Consider the following 19,329-nt stretch of genomic DNA (forward strand, 5'->3'; position numbering starts at 1 on the left):
GCCTACGGGCAGGAGTAGGGTCGGCGGGAAACCCGGGGCGAGTGGGGAAACCCCGAGGTGAACGGGGAAGCCCGGAGCTTAGGGGGACGCCATGGGACACGCGCACACCGCCGTCGGCCTGCCCGGCCCGGTACCGCGGGTCACCGCGATCGCCAGCCTGACGCCGCTCGAGGAACTCGACGAGGAGCCGTTCCTCGTGGACTCACGCAGCCAGCACGCGATGTGCGCCCGCTGGGCCGCCGAGCAGGGCTACGTCGTCACCCGGGAACTGCTCGTACGGGGTCTGCGCCCCGACCACTGCGCCCTGTGGGACGGCGTCGAGCCGGGCCTCGACCTCTTCGTGGCGCCCAGCCAGCGGGTCCTGGAACAGGCGCTGACCTCGGTCGACGAGTTCACCGCCGAGTGCGAGCGGCGCGGCGTGCGGGTCGAGACGGTGGGCTGCGCGGAACCGTCGTACGACGCTCAGATGAAGGCCCGGGTCCATCGTCGTCTCTCCATGCCGACCGCCGGGTACGACGGCCGCTGAACCTTCCCGGGGCAGACCGGGCTCCGCTCCCACGTTGTGACAGGGTGTGCACAGGCCAGCCGTGGGGACGGGCCGGGACGTGAGGTGTGCGGGACGTGGGTGCGGGGCGTTGGCGGCGGATCGTCAGCCAGATCGGGCGGAGCGTCGCGGTGTGGGCCGTGTCCACGCTGACGATGCTGGTGCTCGCCGGCATCCTGCCGGACTTCCAGATCCGGTCCGGTGACGGCGACAGCGCCACCAGGATCGCGGTCACCGCGGCCATCGGCGCCGGCGCCTTCGGTCTGCTCTCCGCCCTGGCCTGGCCGGTGCTGGTGCGGCTGCTGCTGCTCGTGCCCGCCCTCGTACTCGGCCTGCTGGTCTTCTTCCTGAACGGCGCGCTGCTGCTCGTCGCCCTGCGGCTGACTCCGGCCGACCGCCCCGAGGCCGCCCCGGAGACCGCGGTGGTGGTCGCCGCGGTGATGTCCGCCGTGGCCTCCGCGACGGGCGCGGCACTGGCCGTACGGGACGACGACGCCTACCGAAGACGGCTCTACCGCCTCGCCGACCGACGCGGCACCGCACGGCGGTTCGAGGGCCCCACGACGGCCGGTGTGGTGTTCCTGCAGCTCGACGGCGTCGGCCACGACGTCCTGGTGCGGGCCGTGGAGAAGGGGCTCATGCCGACCGTGGCGAGCTGGCTGGGCGCCTCCCATCGGCTCACCCCCTGGCGCACCGACTGGTCCAGTCAGACCGGCGCCAGCCAGCTCGGCATCCTGCACGGCACCAACCACGACATCCCAGCCTTCCGCTGGTACGAGAAGGACACCGGGGAGGTCATGGTCTGCAACCGGCCCACCAGCGCCGCCGAACTCCAGCGCCGGGCCGTCGAACACACCGGCGACGGCGGACTGCTCACGGTCGACGGGGCCAGCCGGGGCAACCTCTTCAGCGGCGGCGCCGAGGAGCAGGCCCTCGTGCTGTCCATCGCGGGGCGGCGGCGCGGCCGGGAGAACCGTTCCCGCGCCGGCTACTTCTCCTACTTCTCCGACCCCGCCAACGCCGTCCGCACCGCCCTGTCCTTCTTCGCCGAGGCCGGCCGCGAGATCGGCCAGTCGACCGTGGCCCGGATGCGTAAACGGCGCCCGCGGGTGGCGCGCGGCGGCCTCTACCCCTTCATCCGCGCTTTCGCGACCGTCGTCGAGCGGGACGTGGTCGTCGCCGCAGTGATGGGTGACATGCTCGCCGGGCGCACCGCCGTCTACGCCGACCTGGTCGCCTACGACGAGGTCGCCCACCACTCCGGTCCGCACAGCCGGGACGCCGAGAAGGTCCTCCAACGCCTCGACCGTTCCGCCGCGTTGATCGCGCAGATCGCCGAGCAGGCGCCCCGTCCGTACCGGATCGTCCTCCTCTCCGACCACGGACAGAGTCCCGGCGAGACCTTCCGTGGGCGGTACGGACTCGGCCTCGGCGACCTGGTCCGAGCCGGCTGCGGACTGCCCGTACCGCGCAAGGCGCGGCGCACCCACAGCGGAGCCGAGGCGCGGGCCGCCGTGCGCGCCGCGCTGCACAGGCCCGTCGAGGAGGACGGCGGGCGCCACGTGCCCCCGGGCCGCCACTCCGAACCGCTGGTGCTCGCCTCCGGCAACCTCGGGCTCATCTCCTTCCCGGACGTGCATCACCGCATGACCAGGGAGGAGATCGACGCCCGCCATCCCGCGCTGCTCACCACCCTCGCCAACCATCCCGGCGTCGGCTTCGTCCTCGTCCGAAGCGAGGAGCACGGCGGGGTGGTGCTGGGCGCGCACGGCGCGGAGATCCCGGTGGACGAGCTGGGCGACGAACTCCCTGGTCCGCTGGCCGACTTCGGGCCCGGCGCGGCGAGCGCGGTGCGCCGTACGCACTCCTTCCCGCACACCGCCGACATCATGGTCAACTCCTGGTACGACCCGGCCGAGGGCGAGGTGCTCGCCTTCGAGGAGCAGATCGGCTCGCACGGCGGGCTCGGCGGCGACCAGGGCAGACCCTTCCTGATGGCGCCCCTCGGGCTGTCGGCGGCGGCCGAGGAGGGGGAGGAGCTGGTCGGCGCCGAGCACATCCACCGCGTACTGCGGCGCTGGCTGCGCGAGTGCAACGGGCCGCAGGTGCCCCTGGGGGTTCCCGGGGACCACCGGGTCGCCTGAGCGCCGGCCGCCGGAAATTCGGCTGCGCTCCCGAGCCTGCGTCCCCACACTGTTCGTACCGGACCTCGCGCCTTCGCGCGCTCCGTTCCCTGCGAACCCCCTGGAGTATTTGCGTGCAGGCTGCCGTCACTGTCACTCCCGCCCGGATTCCGGAACTGCTGCTCGGTCTCGCGACCGTTCGGCCCGTGTTCCTCTGGGGCGCCCCCGGCATCGGAAAGTCCTCCCTGGTGAGGGAGTTCGCCGAATCGCTGGGGCTGGAGTGCGTGAGCCTGCTCGGTACGCAGCTGGCGCCGGAGGACCTGATCGGCGTACCGCAGATCCGCGACGGGCGGTCCGTGTTCTGCCCGCCGGAGGCCATCGCCCGGGACGAGCCGTACTGCCTGTTCCTGGACGAGCTGAACGCGGCCACACCGGACGTCCAGAAGGCGTTCTACTCGCTGATCCTGGACCGCCGCATCGGCAACTACGAGCTGCCGAAGGGCTCGATCGTGATCGGCGCCGGCAACCGCGCCACGGACAACGCCCTCGCCCGGCCGATCGCCTCCGCACTGATCAACCGTCTCGCCCACGTCCACCTGGAGGCCTCGCCGAAGGACTGGCTGGTCTGGGCCGCGAACAACGACATCCACCCCTGGGTCGTGGACCACCTCACCGACCGGCCCGACCACCTCTGGTCCAAGCCGCCGAAGACCGAGGAGCCCTTCTCCACGCCCCGCTCCTGGCACATGCTCTCCGACGCCCTGCACTCCTTCGGGCCCGCCCTCGACGAGGAGACCCTGAAGGTGATCGCGCACGGCGCGCTGACACCGACGCACGCCACCGCGTTCTGCGGGTACGTCAAGATCGTGCGCAGCCGCTTCGGCATCGACGCGATCATCAAGGGCGACGCCCGCTGGCCCCACCGCATCGAGGACCGCGACCTGCTCTACTACCTCGCCGAGTCGTTCCGCGGCCGGCTCGTCAAGGAACTCCCCGTCAGCAAGGGGCACATGTCGCCGAACGGGCGGGAGGCCGCGTACCGCGCCAAGTCGCTGCTCGTACAGCTCGCCGAGATCTCGGTGGAGGTCGCGCAGAGCGTCATCGCCGCCGACGCCGACGGCAACCCCCTGCTGCCCGCCTGGTTCCTGGTCGAGGCGGCACGCGACATGCCCCGGCTCGTGGAGGCGCGGCGGTGAGCCGGGCGCACAAGCAGGCGCGGAAGAAGAAGGACCTCGCGAAGGAGGCGTACGAGGCCGGGCTGGCCCTCGTGCGCGCCAACCCGGCGCTCGGCTCGGTGGAGTTCGTCACCTGCCGGTACGAGAGCTGTGTCCTCTCGCCCGGCGACGGACTGGTGCGCGTCGACTCCGACGGGGTGCTGCACGCCCACCCCACCCGGCGCGCCGAACCGGCCGAGTGGGCGTGGGCCGTCGCGCACGGCGTCATCCACCTCGGCTTCGGGCACGTGCCCGCGGCGAAGGGCGAGCGCGTCCAGCCCGACCGCTACGACCTCGCCGCCCGCTGCGTCGTCGTCAACCGCTTCCTGCTCGGCTTCCCGGTCGGCACCGCCCCCGAACTCCTGCCGAGCGCCTACCCCGACGGCGACGAGGAGCAACTCGCCGCCCGCTGGCGGCGCGCGGGCTCGATCCCGGCCGCGTTCGAGGGCTGCGGTACGGCGGGCGGCGAGCCCGACCAGTGGCTCGAACCGTACGACAAGTGGGCCCCGTCCGTCCCGGACTGGCAGCTCGCCTTCGCCCACGCCCTGACCCGCACGATGGCGACGGCGATGGACGTGGCCGGCGGCCGACGCGAGTCCATGTCCGACGAGTCGGCCCGACCGCGGCCCTGGGAGAAGGCGTTGAGCTGGTTCGTCACCTCCTTCCCGCTGCTCGGCGGGATCGCGGCCGGCATCAGGCTCGTCGCCGACCTCGAACTCGCCCAGGCCCACGGCATCTCCGTCGCCGCCGTGAACGCGGAGGCAGGCGAGATCTACATCAACCCGCTGCGCCAACTGGACGACGAGGAATGGCGGTTCGTCCTCGCCCACGAGATGCTGCACGCCGCCCTGCGCCACGGCGACCGCTGCGGCACCCGCGACCCGTACCTCTTCAACGTCGCCTGCGACTACGTCATCAACGGCTGGCTGGCCGAGATGGACGTCGGCACGATGCCCGAAGGGCTGCTGTACGACGCCGAGTTGAAGGACCTCTCGGCGGAGGAGGTGTACGACCGGATCGCCAAGGACCTGCGCCGGATGCGCCGGTTGTCCACCCTGCGTGGGAAGGGCGCCTGCGATGTCCTGGGCGCTCCGCTGGGCTCACCGCGCGACTACGTCGACCTCGACGAGTTCTACCGGCGCGGCCTCGGTCAAGGGCTGAACCTGCACCAACAGCACGAACGCGGCTACCTGCCGGGCGGGTTGATCGAGGAGATCCGCGCCCTGAACCATCCGCCGCTGCCCTGGGACGCCCAACTCGCCCGCTGGTTCGACGAGTTCGTGCCCCGCCCGGAGCCCGTACGGTCGTACGCGCGCCCCTCGCGCCGTCAGTCGTCCACCCCCGACATCCCGCGCGCGGGGCGGTACTTCCCGCCCGAGGAGATCGCCCGCTGCACGTTCGGGGTCGTGCTGGACACCTCCGGGTCGATGGACCGGACGCTGCTCGGGAAGGCGCTGGGCGCGATCGCCTCGTACGCCGGAGCACGGGACGTACCGGCGGCGCGGGTCGTGTTCTGCGATGCCGCGGCGCACGACGCGGGCTATCTGGCGGTCACCGAGATCGCCGAACGGGTCCGGGTGCACGGGCGCGGCGGGACGGTGCTCCAGCCGGGCGTCGACCTGCTGCACCGGGCCGACGACTTTCCGCCGGGAGCGCCCGTGCTGGTCATCACGGACGGCTGGTGCGACGTCCTGCGGGTGCGGCGCGAGCACGCCTATCTGATTCCGCAGGGTGCCCGACTGCCGTTCACCGCACGGGGGCCGGTCTTTCGCGTGCAGTGAGCCGGAAGTGAGCCCAAGTGTGATCGGATGGGGGATACGGAACCCCGGCTTCGGGACCCACACGCGAAAGGAAGAACCGTGGCTACCACGCGCTCTGCACACACCGTCTGGGAAGGCAACCTGCTGGAGGGCAACGGCGTTGTCACCTTCGACTCCTCCGGTGCCATCGCCGAGCAGCCCGTGACGTGGGCCTCGCGCGCCCAGGACGCGAACGGCAAGACCAGCCCCGAGGAGCTGATCGCCGCCGCCCACTCCAGCTGCTTCTCCATGGCGTTCTCGCACGCCCTGGCCGGCGCCGGAACCCCGGCGACCAAGCTCCTGACCTCGGCCGACGTCGTCTTCCAGCCGGGTGAGGGCATCACCGGCATCCACCTCACCGTGGAGGGCACCGTGGAGGGCATCGACGAGGACGCCTTCGTCGCCGCCGCCGAGAGCGCCAAGGAGAACTGCCCGGTCAGCAAGGCCCTGACCGGTACGACGATCACGCTGTCGGCGAAGCTCGCCTGACGTTCGCTCACGCACCCTGCCGCGCCCCTCGATGTCCGAGGTGCGCGGCATCGTCGTTTTCGGGGTACTTCAAAGAGGGAGCCCGGAGGAAGGACTGACGAGCAGGCACTCAGGTTCGGTGGTGGAGGGCGGGAAGCGTCCTGGCGGAAGGGGACAGCTGTGGCACGTGCGGTCGGGATCGATCTCGGGACCACGAACTCGGTGGTGGCAGTGTTGGAGGGCGGTGAGCCCACCGTCGTCGCGAACGCCGAGGGAGCGAGGACCACACCGTCCGTCGTGGCCTTCGCGAAGAACGGGGAGGTGCTCGTCGGCGAGGTCGCCAAGCGGCAGGCCGTGACGAATGTGGAGCGCACCGCCCGCTCCGTCAAACGTCATATGGGAGACGGTCATTGGCGGTTCCCTGAGCAGGGTTCCATGGACGGCACCCACTACCGCGCCCAGGAACTCTCCGCGCGCGTGCTGCAGAAGCTGAAGAGGGACGCGGAGGCGTATCTCGGCGAGGACGTCTCGGACGCGGTGATCACCGTGCCGGCGCACTTCGACGACTCCCAGCGGCAGGCCACCAAGGAGGCCGGGGAGATCGCCGGCCTCAAGGTGCTGCGGATCATCAACGAACCGACCGCCGCCGCCCTCGCGTACGGCCTCGACCGGGGCGAGGAACAGACCGTGCTCGTCTTCGACCTGGGCGGCGGCACCTTCGACGTGTCGCTCCTGGAGATCGGCGACGGTGTCATCGAGGTGAAGGCGACCAACGGCGACACCCAACTCGGCGGCGACGACTGGGACCAGCGGATCGTCGACCACCTCGTCACACGCTTCAAGGGCCAGCAGGGCATCGATCTCGGCGGCGACAAGATGGCGCTGCAACGGCTGCGCGAGGGCGCCGAGAAGGCGAAGATCGAACTGTCGAGTTCCTCCGAGACGACGATCAACCTGCCCTACATCACGGCCTCCGCCGACGGACCGCTGCACCTCGAGGAGAAGCTGACGCGCGCCCGGTTCCAGGAGCTCACCGCCGACCTGCTCGACCGCTGCGAGAAGCCCTTCAGCCAGGCGATCAAGGACGCGGGAGTGCAGCTCGCCGCGATCGACCACGTGATCCTCGTCGGTGGCTCGACCCGGATGCCCGCCGTCACCGAACTGGTCAAGGAGCTCACCGGCAAGGAGCCGAACAAGGGCGTCAACCCGGACGAGGTGGTCGCCCTGGGAGCCGCACTCCAGGCCGGTGTCATCCGCGGTGACGTGAAGGACGTCCTGCTGCTCGACGTCACCCCGCTGTCCGTCGGCATCGAGACCAAGGGCGGCATCATGACCAAGCTCATCGAGCGCAACACCACGATCCCGACCCGGCGCTCGGAGATCTTCACGACGGCCGCCGACAACCAGCCCTCGGTGGGCATCCAGGTCTACCAGGGCGAACGTGAAATCGCCGCGTACAACAAGAAGCTGGGCGTCTTCGACCTCACCGGGCTGCCGCCGGCCCCGCGCGGCGTGCCGCAGATCGAGGTCGCCTTCGACATCGACGCCAACGGGATCATGCACGTCTCGGCGAAGGACCTGGCCACCGGCCGGGAACAGAAGATGACCGTCACGGGCGGGTCGGCGCTCCACAAGGACGACATCGACCGGTTGATGCGTGAGGCCGAGCAGTACGCCGACGAGGACCGCAGGCGCCGGGAGGCGGCCGAGACGCGCAACCAGGCCGAGCAACTCGTCTACCAGACCGAGAAGTTCGTACGGGACAACGAGGAACGGGTGCCGGCGGAGGCGAAGTCCGAGGTCGCGGAGGCCGTCGCGGAGGTGAAGGGATTCCTCTCCGAGGAGACCGACATCAGTGTGCTGCGCGCCGGTGTCGAGAAGCTCGCCACCGTCAGTCAGCGGATGGGGGCGGCGATGTATTCGCAGGCCCAGCAACAGTCTCCGACGGAGGGACGGGACACCGGTGAGTCCGCCTCGGCGGGGGAGGACGAAGGTGTTGTGGAGGCGGAGATCGTGGATGACGAGCGGGAAGACGGTGGTGGTGGCGGGAAGGGGTAAGGGGTGGGGTGGTTCGCGGGGCGTGGGTCTGCTGTGGCTGGTCGCGCAGTTCCCCGCGCCCCTGGAAAGGGGCGCGGGGGTGCCACCTTCAGGGCTTGCGGGCTACGCCCGCGTACACCGGGACGATTCCCTCCGCCTGGGCTGCCACGTCCTCCGGGTCCGGGCGCCAGCCGTAGACGGGGATCACACCGGGGCCCAGTAGTTCCAGGCCGTCGAAGAAGCGGTGGAACTCGGCGAGGGGGCGGGGGAAGAAGGGGGTGCCGCTGCGCCGGAAGTGTTCGGCCGCCTTCGCGATGGCCTCGGGGCTGAGGTCCGGGGTGACCTGGGAGAGGATCAGATAGCTGCCTGGGGCGAGCGCGTCGACGTACTTCTTCAGCAGGCCGTGCACGTCGTCGCCCTCGGGATCGTCACCGAGGTAGTGGGTCAGAGCGACCAGTGACAGCGCGACGGGCCGGCTGAAGTCCAGGGACTCCCCGGCCAGGCGCAGGATCGTCTCGGGGTCGCGGGCGTCGGCGTGCACGTACTCGGTGGTGCCCTCGGCCGTACCGTGCAGCAGGGCCTGTGCGTGCCGCAGCACGATCGGGTCGTTGTCCGCGTACACCACCTTGGCCTCGGGGGCGACGCCCTGGGCGACCTGGTGCAGGTTCGGCTCGGTGGGGATGCCCGTACCGATGTCCAGGAACTGGCGGATCCCGGCCTCGGCGGCGGTCCGCGTCGCACGTTGCATGAACCGGCGGTTGGCGCGTGCGCCGCGAAGCACCGTGCCGTCGACGGCGAGGATCTTGCGGGCCAGCTCCTCGTCCACCGGATAGTTGTCCTTGCCGCCGAGCCACCAGTCGTAGACCCGGGCGGGGTGGGGTCTGCTGGTGTCTATGCGGGTGGGCGCGCCCTCGGGTGCGGTCATGCGGTGTGTGCTCCTCAAGTGCCGTGAGTCGTCCGGAGAGTGCTGCGGGCGGTTGTGCGGATCGGCGGCTCGGGGATCAGTAGCCGTCGCGGTACTCGGCGATGATCTCCTTGGTGCGCTGGGCCGAAGCGGCACCCGCAGTCATGTGGTCCAGGACCTCCAGGTGCGAGGCGACCTCTCGGCGGGAGTCCAGATAGAGCGCACCGGTCAGGTACTCGGTGTAGACCATGTCGGGCAGTTCCGGCTCGGCGAAGCGGAACAGTTCGAAGGGCGCCGACGTACCTGGATGCGGGCCGTCCCGGAACTCGGCGACCTGGATGGTGACATGGCCGCTCTCCGACGCTTCGAGGAGACTGTCCAACTGGTCCCGCATGACCTGGCCATCGATGCTCACGGGCCTTCGCAGCACGGTCTCGTCGATGATCACCCAGAGGTGGGGCGGGTGTTCGCGGGTCAGCAGCTTCTGCCTGGCCATGCGCAGCGACACATGCCGCTCGACCGCCTCGGGGCCCGTGTGCCCGATCGTCCCGGCCTCCATGACGGCACGCGCGTACTCCTGTGTCTGCAACAGGCCGGGCACGAAGTGCGGTTCGTAGGAGCGGATCAGCCGCGCGGAGCCCTCCAGGCTCACATGCATGCTGAACCAGTCCGGCAGGACATCGGAGAACCGCTGCCACCAGCCGGGCTCGTTCGCCTCTTCGGCCAGGTCCACGAACACGGCCAGTTCGTCCTCGGGTACGCCGTACGCCGTCAACAGCACATGTACGTAAGGGATTTTGAGGGAGACCTCGGCCATTTCCATCCGCCGTACGGTCGCCGCAGCCACCCGCAGCACTCGCGCGGCCTCTTCCCGTTTCAGCCCGGCGGCCTCGCGCAGCTCCTGGAGCCGTCTCCCGAGCACCACTTGGCCCACGGTGGGCGCAGCCCGCCGCTCACTCACGCCACGCCTCCCCTACGCGCCGAAGTAACGCGCACAGTGTGTCACGTTCCGCTCTCGGCCCGACAGGTTCGAAGCCCGGAGATTACCCCGGAGGTAATCGACCCCGGTGAGCATGCGCGGAACAGTGGTGACAACGGGTTCCGGGGCGGCGCACTCCGGTCCGGAACCCGGGTTCCGGTTCTACATCGACTTCTGCCCCGATTCTGCTTCCACTTCTGTCTCGACCTCGATGGAGGGGATCCGCCATGTCCGCAACCCAGTTCGCCACGCTCGCCGCCCGGTCCGCCGAACCGCCCGTGATGCTGCGCCGCTTCCTGGCGCTGGACGCGCTGGTGACCGGAGCGAACGCGATCGCCTACCTGGTGGCGGCCGGCCCGCTCGCCCGTCTCCTCGGCGTCGGCTCGGAGCTTCTGCTCGAACTCGGCCTGATCCTGGCCCTGTACGCCGGGGCCGTCGGATGGCTGGCCTCCCGCAGGCACCCGGCCGTGCTGCCGGTGCGGGCGGTGATAGAGGTCAACCTCGCCTGGGCGGTGCTCAGTTGCGTAGCGCTTGCTCTGTGGCTCACCCCCAGCACGGCCGGGGCGGTCTGGGCGGTGTTGCAGGCGGCCGTCGTGGCGGGGTTCGCCGCGCTGCAGTACGTATCGCTGCGGGCGAATCGCTGAGGATCATCAACGCATCAACGCATCATCGAGTGAAGGTACTTGACCGTCGCCGGGTCGGCCGGGAGGAGCGTCTCGATGGCCAGCTCGGCGACGGTGATGTCCATCGGGGTGTTGAAGGTGGAGATCGACGAGACGAAGGAGAGTACTCGGCCCTCGTGCTCGATCCGCATCGGCAGGGCGAACGCGAACGCGGATTCCGGTGCGGATGTGGATGCGGACACGGACACGGACGCCGAGTTGGCCGTACGGTCTGCCGGGCCCTCCCGTTTCTCCCGTCCCTCCGGTACCGGGTACGCGGCGACCTCCTCGTACAGCGCGCGCAGTGGGTCCGAGCGGTGCAGGGCTATCTGGCGTTCCATCTGGCCGAGCAGGTGCCCGCGCCACTCGGGAAGGTTGAGGATGCGCGGGGCCAGGCCGTCCGGGTGCAGGGTCAGGCGCATCGCGTTCAGCGGCGGCGCCAGCACGGACTCGGGGAGACCTTCGAGGAGCATCAGGATGCCCCGGTTGGCGGCCAGGACGTCGTACGTGGCGTCGACCACGAACGCCGGGTAGGGCTCGTAGCCCTGGATCAGCCGCTCGATACCCTCGCGCAGGGACTCCAGCGCCGGGTCGTCGAGCGGGGTCTCGCGGTAGCGCGGGGCGTAACCGGCCGCCAGCAGAAGGGCGTTGCGGTCCCTGACCGGGACGTCCAGGTGTTCCGCGAGCCGAAGCAGCAGTTCCTCGCTCGGGCGGGAACGGCCGGTCTCGACGAAGCTGATGTGGCGGGCGGACGAGTCGGCCCGCAGCGCCAGTTCGAGCTGGCTGACGCGCCGCCGCGCCCGCCAGACCCGCAGCAGCGGGCCGGCTCCCGTGTGCGTGTTGTGCGCCTTGCCCGTGGGGGCGATGAGGCGGGCCGCGCTGTTGGTCGGGACCGTGGTCATACGACGACCGTAGCCGAGGCGCGGCAGAGAGGGGGCGAGCGAACGAGCGGCCGGTCCCCGACGTACGAAACGGCCGTCGGACACCCTCCTGACCTGGGCCGGAACGCCCGGCCTGTGGCACGCTGGGAGAGCACCCCACATCAGGGAAGGAGCGTGGCCATGCCCGTCGAACCGCTGTCACAGAAGGAGATCGAGGATCGGCTGGCGGAACTGCCGGGCTGGTCGCTCGACGGGGACCGCATCGCCCGTTCCTACCGCCTCGGCTCGCACTTCGCCGCGACGGCGCTGGTCATCCACATCGCCCAGGTCCAGGAGGAACTGGGCCACCATTCCGACCTCACCCTCGGCTACGACACGGTGTCGCTCACCGTGAACACCCACAGTGCGGGCGGCGCTGTCACGGACCTCGACTTCCAGCTCGCCCGCAGAGTCGAGGCCCTTGCACCGGGCCACGGGGCGAGCTGACCGGGCCGAGGGAACGCGATCGTGCTGGACTACAACCAGGAGGCGGGGCGGTACGACGCCTCGCGCGGCGGCGAGCCCAGGGCGGCGGCTGCCGCGGAAGCCGTGCTGAGCCTCGTACCCGAAGCGGCGCGGAGCCTGCTCGACGTGGCGTGCGGCACGGGCATCGTGACCCGGCGGCTCGCGGCGGCGCGGACCGGGATGCGGGTGACGGGCGTCGACCTGACCGACGCGATGGCGAGGCGGGCCGCCGCTCGGCTTCCGGGGGCCGTCGTACTCGCCGACAGTCGTCAACTCCCCTTTTCGGATGGCCGGTTGGAGGCGGTGACCAGCGTGTGGCTGCTGCATCTCGCGAGGCGGCCCGAGGACGTCCGGGCCATTGTCGGGGAGTGCGCGCGAGTGCTGCGGCCGGGCGGGGTGTACGTCACCACCGTCGACAAGGGCGCCGCGCACAACGTGGGCAGTGACATCGACGCAGTCCTCGCCTCGCGCCCGTGGCGCGCGGCACCGGACGCGGCAGCCGTCGTCGAGGCGTACGCCGTCGAGCACGGGCTGGTTCCGGCCGGTGAGGCGCGCTTCCGGGGGCGAGGGCAGGGGCGCAGTCCCCGGCGGGCCGTCGCGGACCTGCGGCGCGGATGGTTCATGACGTTACCGCCGGGCGACCCGCTCGCCGACGGCTTCGCCGCCCGCCTGGAGGCGCTGCCCGACCAGGACCGGCCCCGCCCGGACCCGGTGTTCACGCTGCGGGCGTTCCGCAAGCCGCACTCATCCTGAGGGGCAGTGCTTGTGGAGAGGGGTGATTGTGCTGAACGCCATCGTCCAGTTGGTCACCCAGGTCACCCAGGTCACTCAGGTTGCCCCGTTGTCGACCGGCGAGACTGACCCTCACCGGCGGATCGGGGGGTAGGGGCGGCGGCGGTTGCGGACCGTCCACTCGCCGTGCAGGAAATCGAAGTCGTGCACGCTGCTCAAGAGCGGTCTCCAGTGGTTCCCTCGGGCAGGCTGTCTGTCAAGTAGGCGCCCAGGTCCGGGACTTGGGGTGCCAGCAGATGCCGTACCCAGGCGTCGCGTTCGTGCAGGATCGGCGGCAGCTCCCAGACGCAGCCGATCCAGGGGGCGTCAGGCGTGATGAAGTGCGTGGGGTCACGGTCCGGGCAGCCCAGCACCGGCTGGCCCGCCGCGGCGCCCCGGAAGTGCAGGACGTTGTCCCACACCCAGCTGTAGGCGTTGAGGTAGGCGCCGTCGTCGCCGCCCCGGTGCAGGACGACGAAGGTGGCGGGCGGTGTGCCGTCCGGCTCCGGGAGCAGCTTCGGCAGCATCGCGTACGCGGCCTCCTGGACGTCGGGTGCGATCCCGCCGGGGTCGGCCGTGACGTGGTAGCGCTTGATGTGCCGGCCGGCCACCTCGATGGGCGGGAGAACGGTCAGCAGTTTCTCGCTGAACGGGGTGAAGGCGGCGACGGGGGTGACCGGGGTGTTGGGCATGAGGGGACGCTAAGGCCACTTCCCTGACATCCTGTGTCAGGGAAGTGGGTGATGTTCGCGTGAGGTCCAGTCGGCTGCTGTCCGTCCTTCTTCTGCTCCAGACCCGGGGGCGGATGACCGCCGCCCAGCTCGCCGAGGAGCTGGAGGTGTCGGTGCGTACGGTCTACCGGGACGTCGAGGCGCTGAGCGCGGCGGGCGTGCCGCTGTACGGCGACGCGGGTCACGCGGGCGGCTACCGTCTGCTCGACGGCTACCGCACCCGGCTGACGGGCCTGAACGCCGACGAGGCCGAGGCCCTGTTCCTTGCCGGGGTACCGGGACCGGCCGCCGAGCTCGGCCTGGGCGCGGTCCTCGCCGCCGCCCAGCTCAAGGTCCGCGCCGCCCTGCCACCGGAGCTGCGCGCCCATGCCGACCGGATCAGCGGCCGCTTCCACCTCGACGCGCCCGGTTGGTACGCGGATGGCGAGGAGGTGCCGTACCTCCCGGCGGTTGCCGACGCGGTGTGGAACAGCCGTGTCCTGCGTGTGGTGTACCGGCGCTGGCGTGAGCCCACCGATGTGGAGCGCCGACTTGAGCCGTACGGACTGGTGCTGAAGGCGGGGCGCTGGTACGTCGTCGCGGGACCCGGGCCCCGTACCTTCCGCGTCGACCAGATTCTCGAACTCACGGCGACCGAGGAGGAGTTCACTCGACCCGATGGCTTCGATCTGGCCGCGCACTGGACGGCGTACCAGCGTGACTTCCATGACCGGTTGTACCGTGCCGAGGCGTTGGTGCGGCTCGCGCCCGGCGTGCGGCTGCCGGGGCCCGCCGCCGGTGCAGTCGAGGCCAACGGAGTTACCGATGAAGAGGGTTGGACGGTGGTGACGGTTCCGATCGAGTCCGTCGACCGTGCCTACGAGGAGTTCCTGAGACTGGGCACGGGGATCGAGGTGCTGGCGCCGGCCGAGCTGCGGGAGCGGATCGCGCGGACGGTGACGGAACTGGCGGCGCGATACGGCGACTTCGCGCACCAGAGCGGCAACTTCCCTGCGGGCGGCGGCGACTGAGGAGTGGAACCCGTCCGCCCCGCAGGAGGTAGGTACCGTGCAGCACCCGCAGCCGCATGCCCAGCCCCACCAGCCCCCCACCCGCACCAGAAGCCGGACCCTGCTGTCCGCCGTGTCCGCCGGAGCGCTCGCTGCCGCAGGGCTGGTGGCGCTCTCCGCGACGCCGGCCGAGGCCGCCACCGCCCGGCAGGTCGAGGCGCTCGACCGGGGTGTCGTCAGCGTGCACACCGACAGCGGCAACCTGGTCGGCTGGCGCTGGCTCGGCACCGACCCGAACGACGCCTCCTTCAACGTCTACCGGGCCGGTGTGAAGGTCAACTCGACGCCGGTCACCGGCTCCACGAACTACTTCCACTCGGGCGCCCCCGCCCAGGCCGACTACACGGTCCGGGCGGTCGTCGGCGGCGTGGAACAGGCCGACTCCGTCCACGCGATCCAGTTCCGCACCGGATACAAGGACGTCCCGATCACCCCGCCCGCCGGCGGCACCACCCCCGACGGAGTCGCCTACACCTACGAGGCGAACGATGCCTCGGTCGGTGACCTGGACGGTGACGGCGCGCTCGACTTCGTACTGAAGTGGCAGCCCACCAACGCCAAGGACAACTCCCAGTCGGGGTACACCGGCAACACGATCGTCGACGGGATCAAGCTCGACGGCACGCGCCTGTGGCGGATCGACCTGGGCCGCAACATCCGCTCGGGCGCGCACTACACGCAGTTCCAGGTGTACGACTACGACGGCGACCGGAAGGCCGAGGTCGCCATGAAGACGGCGGACGCGACGGTCGACGGGACCGGTGCCGTCATCGGCAACTCGTCGGCGGACTACCGGAATTCGAGCGGGTACGTGCTCTCCGGGCCCGAGTACCTGACCATGTTCAACGGGCAGACCGGCAAGGCGATGGGTACCGTCGACTACGTCCCGGCGCGCGGCACGGTCTCCTCGTGGGGCGACTCCTACGGCAACCGGGTCGACCGGTTCCTCGCCGGAACCGCCTACCTGGACGGCGCCCGGCCCTCCCTGATCATGGCGCGCGGCTACTACACGCGTACCGTGCTCGCGGCCTGGGACTGGCGGAACGGGGCGTTCGCGCGCCGCTGGACCTTCGACTCCAGCTCCTCCACCAACAGCGGCAAGGGATTCGACGGCCAGGGCTCGCACAGCCTGTCCGTCGGGGACGTCGACGGCGACGGCAAGGACGAGATCGTCTACGGGGCGATGGCCGTCGACGACAACGGCAACGGGCTGTGGACGACGAAGACGGGCCACGGCGACGCCCAGCACCTCGGCGACCTGGACCCGGGGCACTCGGGCCTGGAGTACTTCAAGGTGTCCGAGTCCAGCTCCCAGCCGGCCGAGCTGTACATCAACCCGGCCAACGGCACGATCAATTGGAGCATCGCGGCCTGCTGCGACAACGGCCGGGGAGTCGCCGGGGACATCTGGGCGGGCAATGACGGAGCCGAGGTCTGGTCGGCCTCGGACTCCTCGATCCGCGACGAGGCCGGAGCCACCAAGGGCCGCGAACCGTCCTCCGTCAACTTCCTGTCCTGGTGGGACGCCGACCCGGTCCGTGAACTCCTCGACGGCACGCACATCGACAAGTACGGCACGTCCTCCGACACCCGCCTGCTGACCGGAGCGTCCGTCCACTCCAACAACAGCACGAAGGCCACCCCGGCGCTCTCCGGAGACCTCTTCGGCGACTGGCGCGAGGAGGTGGTCTGGGCGACCAGCGACAACACGGCCCTGCGCATCTACTCGACACCGATCGAGACGACGACGCGGATCACGACCCTGCTGCACGACACGATGTACCGCACGGGCCTGGCCTGGCAGAACACCGCCTACAACCAGCCCCCACACCCCAGCTTCTTCATCGGCAACGGCATGCCGACGGCCCCGAGGCCGACGGTCTACACCCCCTGAACGAAACGGTCTGCACCCCGTGAACGAAGGTGGGTGCGTGTCCCGCCGGACACGCACCCACCCGCTCAGGCGACCGTGCAGCTCTGGTCACCCAGCTTGAACGCGGCCGGTTTTCCGTTTGTGCCCGACCAGTTGGCCGTGAAGCCGAAGCTCACGGACGAGCCGGCCGCCACGTTCGCGTTCCAGTTCACGTTCTTCGCCGTCACCGCGGCACCCGACTGGGTGTACTCGGCGCTCCAGAGCTGGGAGACGGTCTGGCCGTTCGGGAAGGACCAGCCAAGTGCCCATCCGTTCCAGGCGGTTGTGCCGGTGTTGGCAAGCTTCACGTCCGCCTGGAAGCCGCCCGACCACTCGCTGGTGACCTTGTACGTCACCGTGCAGGCCCCCGTGGGCGTCGGTGTCGGTGTGGGCGTCGGATCCGTGCCGCCTCCGCCGCCACCGCTCGTGTCCGACGACTCGCCGTAGACGACACCGCGCCCGTTCGTCGACACGTACACGCGCCCGTACACCCTCGGGTCACCGGTGATCGCCGCGCCAGTCCAACCCCACTGGTGGGCATCGTCGTTGATACGTGTCCAGCTCGCGCCCTTGTCCGTGGAGCGGAAGATGCCGCGTACGCCGCCGATCTTCGCGCTCGTGTAGAGCGTCTGGTACGTCGCTCCCGTCGCCGCCTTGCCGAAGCCGATCGTGTCGGCCTGGTCGACGTTGGACAGCTTGGTGAACGTCGTACCCCCGTTCGTCGAGTGCCACAGGCCGTACGCGCCGTCGGTCGCGCCGCCCGCCAGCCAGACGTCGCCCTTCGTGCCCGGCAGAGCCTTGAAGCGCACGCTGTCGCCGGCCGGGAGACCGGTCGCCGTCGACGCCGTGAAGGTGGCTCCGCCGTCCGAACTCACGTAGAACTTGCCCGCCTTGAATCCGTAGAACGCCTTCGGGTCCACCCGGTCGGACTCCACGATCGCGCCGGCCGGGATGCCCGTCGACGCCGACCACGACGTACCGAAACCAGTCGCGTACTGCACGCCCGTGCCCGCCGGGCTCCACACGAACCGGCTGCCGTCCGACGCCGACGCGATCGTGCCGCCGCCCGAGACACCCGAAGGATCCGTCCCCGCGAACCAGTTGGCGCCGTTGTCCGTCGAGAACGCGACATGCGGGCCCGAGTCCAGGTCGCCGACGCGGGCCACGATCCCCGGGTTCGTCTCGGCGTAGTCCAGGCTCGTGCTGGTGGTGAAGTTCGGTGAAGTGAACATCATCGAGGGGACCTTGGTGAGATCCGTGTGCCGGAAGCCGCCGATGTCGCCGAGGGCGCTGAGCAGCACCGCACCGCCCGACGGGGGAGCGGCCAGGTCGTTGACCGCCGTCTCCTCCAGGCCCTGGACCATCGGCTTGATGCTGAACTGGCTGCCGCTGTCCCAGTTGGTGAGGTTCTCGGTGCCGTAGATCGTCGCGCCCGTTCCGTACATCATGCGGTTCGAGTTGAACGGGTCGATCTCCAGTGCCTCCGTCATCCACCCCAGTTTCGGGCTCTGTTCGGGCGGCGAGGGGTTCGCGCCGAAGGTCAGCCACGGGGAGGACGAGACGTCCATCGTGTAGCGGTTCGCGCGGGTCGGGTACGAGGTGTAGTCCCAGGCCTTCGTCCAGGTGCCGCCGCTGTCCGCGGAGCGGAAGAGCTGCGTGTCCGGCCACCACGAGCTGTACGCCGTCGCCATCACCGTGCCCGGCTTCTGCCGGTCGATCGTCAGACCGCTGAAGCCGTAGTAGGTGTCCGCCTCCGCGACCGGGCTGATGTTCGTCCACGTGCCGGTGGCCGTCGCGTACCGCCACAGCTGGCCCTTGCCGCCGTCGTAGGGGCCGCCCTTGTCGCTGTACGGCAGGTACAGATAGCCGTTCTTCGCGTCGAGTACGCCCTTGTGGGCCAGATAGCCGGTGGGCTGCCCGGCGAGCCGCGACCAGGTCGCGCCCGCGTCCGTCGAGCGGTACACCGCGTTGTCCTTGTCGGCGACCCCGACGTAGATCGTGCGGGTCGCGTTGCCCGAGGTACCCGTCGACTCGTCGAAGGTGACCCAGACGATGCCCTGGTTGTCGCTCCCGTATCCGCTCGTGTCGGTCGGATCCTGGGCATAGTTGCCGACGTTGGGGAAGTTCGCCACCTGAGCCCAGGTCGCCCCCGAGTCCGTCGACCGCCACAGCCCCTTGCCGCTGGGTGCGCCCAGATACAGCACGCTGTTCCTGTTCGGGTCTACGGCGAGGCGTTCGCCCATGCCCCGGCCGGGCATGTTGCCGCCCAACTTGAAGGGCAGGTCCGCCCGTTGCCAGCTCGCGCCCCGGTCACCCGACCTCAGCACGGCACCGTTTCCGGGGTCCCAGCTGTTCGTGTACGTGCCGACAGCCGCGTACACCTTGTTCGGGTCAACGGAGTCGGACGCGAGGCTGACCACACCGGTGTGGCCCCAGCGGTCCCAGCCGACCGAGTCCGTCAGCGGGGTCCACGTCTTCGTCGACTCCTGCCAGCGGTAGGCGCCGCCGATGTCCGTACGGGCGTACGCCAGGTTCTTCTCGGTGCGGTTGAAGACGATGCCGGGGACGAAGCCGCCGCCGTCGATCCGGGCGTTCTTCCAGGTGTAGGTGTCGGTCGCGAGCTTCACCTCCGCGGCGGACGGGGCGGCGAGCGCGAGTGAACTGCCCGTCAACAGGCCTGCGGTCAGGGCCAGTACGGCCGTGAGGATACGGGTTCTTCGCATGGGTGGGGGTCCTCTCAGCAAGAGGTCT

Annotated in this window: 16 protein-coding genes; 11 read left to right on the forward strand and 5 right to left on the reverse strand. The window is 70.4% G+C overall.

The window, feature by feature from the left end; all coding sequences use genetic code 11:
• The first annotated feature begins 91 nt into the window (after positions 1-91).
• The 6 genes from G3I56_RS30700 to dnaK all read left to right on the forward strand — a co-directional run bounded on the left by G3I56_RS30700 (position 92) and on the right by dnaK (position 8,206).
• Positions 92-526, forward strand: a complete 435-nt coding sequence (locus tag G3I56_RS30700; protein ID WP_164414644.1) for a hypothetical protein — start codon at positions 92-94, stop codon at positions 524-526.
• 86 nt (positions 527-612) lie between these two features.
• Entirely contained in the window at positions 613-2,688 is a 2,076-nt protein-coding gene (locus G3I56_RS30705; protein WP_164414646.1) for an alkaline phosphatase family protein, read from the forward strand.
• A gap of 113 nt (positions 2,689-2,801) precedes the next feature.
• Entirely contained in the window at positions 2,802-3,863 is a 1,062-nt protein-coding gene (locus tag G3I56_RS30710; RefSeq protein WP_164414648.1) for a MoxR family ATPase, read from the forward strand.
• Complete coding sequence (locus tag G3I56_RS30715; protein WP_164414649.1) at positions 3,860-5,662, forward strand: hypothetical protein; 1,803 nt, start codon at positions 3,860-3,862, stop codon at positions 5,660-5,662. The genes G3I56_RS30710 and G3I56_RS30715 overlap by 4 nt, the downstream gene beginning before the upstream one ends.
• 78 nt (positions 5,663-5,740) lie before the next feature.
• Positions 5,741-6,169, forward strand: coding sequence for an OsmC family protein (locus tag G3I56_RS30720; protein ID WP_164414651.1), 429 nt, complete (start codon positions 5,741-5,743; stop codon positions 6,167-6,169).
• Positions 6,170-6,328: 159 nt separating this feature from the next.
• Positions 6,329-8,206, forward strand: coding sequence for a molecular chaperone DnaK (gene dnaK, locus G3I56_RS30725; RefSeq protein ID WP_164414653.1), 1,878 nt, complete (start codon positions 6,329-6,331; stop codon positions 8,204-8,206).
• Positions 8,207-8,294: 88 nt separating this feature from the next.
• Here the strand turns inward: dnaK and G3I56_RS30730 are convergent, their stop codons facing one another.
• Both G3I56_RS30730 and G3I56_RS30735 read right to left on the reverse strand, forming a co-directional pair.
• A complete protein-coding gene (locus G3I56_RS30730; RefSeq protein WP_164414656.1) occupies positions 8,295-9,110 on the reverse strand; it encodes an SAM-dependent methyltransferase in 816 nt (271 codons plus the stop codon).
• Between the two features lie 76 nt (positions 9,111-9,186).
• A complete protein-coding gene (locus G3I56_RS30735; protein WP_164414658.1) occupies positions 9,187-10,050 on the reverse strand; it encodes a helix-turn-helix transcriptional regulator in 864 nt (287 codons plus the stop codon).
• 245 nt (positions 10,051-10,295) lie between these two features.
• Between G3I56_RS30735 and G3I56_RS30740 the strand changes: the two genes are divergently transcribed.
• Positions 10,296-10,712 (forward strand): hypothetical protein, encoded by a 417-nt coding sequence (locus tag G3I56_RS30740; RefSeq protein ID WP_164414660.1) that lies wholly within the window; start codon positions 10,296-10,298, stop codon positions 10,710-10,712.
• A 14-nt stretch (positions 10,713-10,726) separates the two neighbouring features.
• Here the strand turns inward: G3I56_RS30740 and G3I56_RS30745 are convergent, their stop codons facing one another.
• Positions 10,727-11,632, reverse strand: coding sequence for a helix-turn-helix transcriptional regulator (locus G3I56_RS30745; protein ID WP_164414662.1), 906 nt, complete (start codon positions 11,630-11,632; stop codon positions 10,727-10,729).
• Positions 11,633-11,791: 159 nt separating this feature from the next.
• Between G3I56_RS30745 and G3I56_RS30750 the strand changes: the two genes are divergently transcribed.
• Together G3I56_RS30750 and G3I56_RS30755 are read left to right on the forward strand one after the other, a co-directional pair.
• Positions 11,792-12,097 carry a 4a-hydroxytetrahydrobiopterin dehydratase gene (locus tag G3I56_RS30750; protein WP_164414664.1) on the forward strand — a complete coding sequence of 102 codons (306 nt, stop codon included), beginning with the start codon at positions 11,792-11,794 and terminating at the stop codon, positions 12,095-12,097.
• A gap of 21 nt (positions 12,098-12,118) precedes the next feature.
• Positions 12,119-12,868, forward strand: a complete 750-nt coding sequence (locus tag G3I56_RS30755) for a class I SAM-dependent methyltransferase (protein WP_164414665.1) — start codon at positions 12,119-12,121, stop codon at positions 12,866-12,868.
• Between the two features lie 194 nt (positions 12,869-13,062).
• Here the strand turns inward: G3I56_RS30755 and G3I56_RS30760 are convergent, their stop codons facing one another.
• A complete protein-coding gene (locus G3I56_RS30760; protein WP_164414666.1) occupies positions 13,063-13,578 on the reverse strand; it encodes a hypothetical protein in 516 nt (171 codons plus the stop codon).
• Between the two features lie 59 nt (positions 13,579-13,637).
• Between G3I56_RS30760 and G3I56_RS30765 the strand changes: the two genes are divergently transcribed.
• Together G3I56_RS30765 and G3I56_RS30770 are read left to right on the forward strand one after the other, a co-directional pair.
• Positions 13,638-14,627, forward strand: coding sequence for a YafY family protein (locus G3I56_RS30765; protein ID WP_164414667.1), 990 nt, complete (start codon positions 13,638-13,640; stop codon positions 14,625-14,627).
• A 100-nt stretch (positions 14,628-14,727) separates the two neighbouring features.
• Complete coding sequence (locus G3I56_RS30770; protein WP_164414812.1) at positions 14,728-16,560, forward strand: rhamnogalacturonan lyase; 1,833 nt, start codon at positions 14,728-14,730, stop codon at positions 16,558-16,560.
• 65 nt (positions 16,561-16,625) lie between these two features.
• On the opposite strand, the gene G3I56_RS30775 is transcribed toward G3I56_RS30770, so the two are convergent.
• Positions 16,626-19,301, reverse strand: coding sequence for a cellulose binding domain-containing protein (locus tag G3I56_RS30775; protein WP_164414668.1), 2,676 nt, complete (start codon positions 19,299-19,301; stop codon positions 16,626-16,628).
• Positions 19,302-19,329 lie beyond the last annotated feature (28 nt).

The organism is Streptomyces sp. SID12488, from assembly GCF_010548275.1.
Taxonomy (GTDB): Bacteria; Actinomycetota; Actinomycetes; order Streptomycetales; family Streptomycetaceae; genus Streptomyces.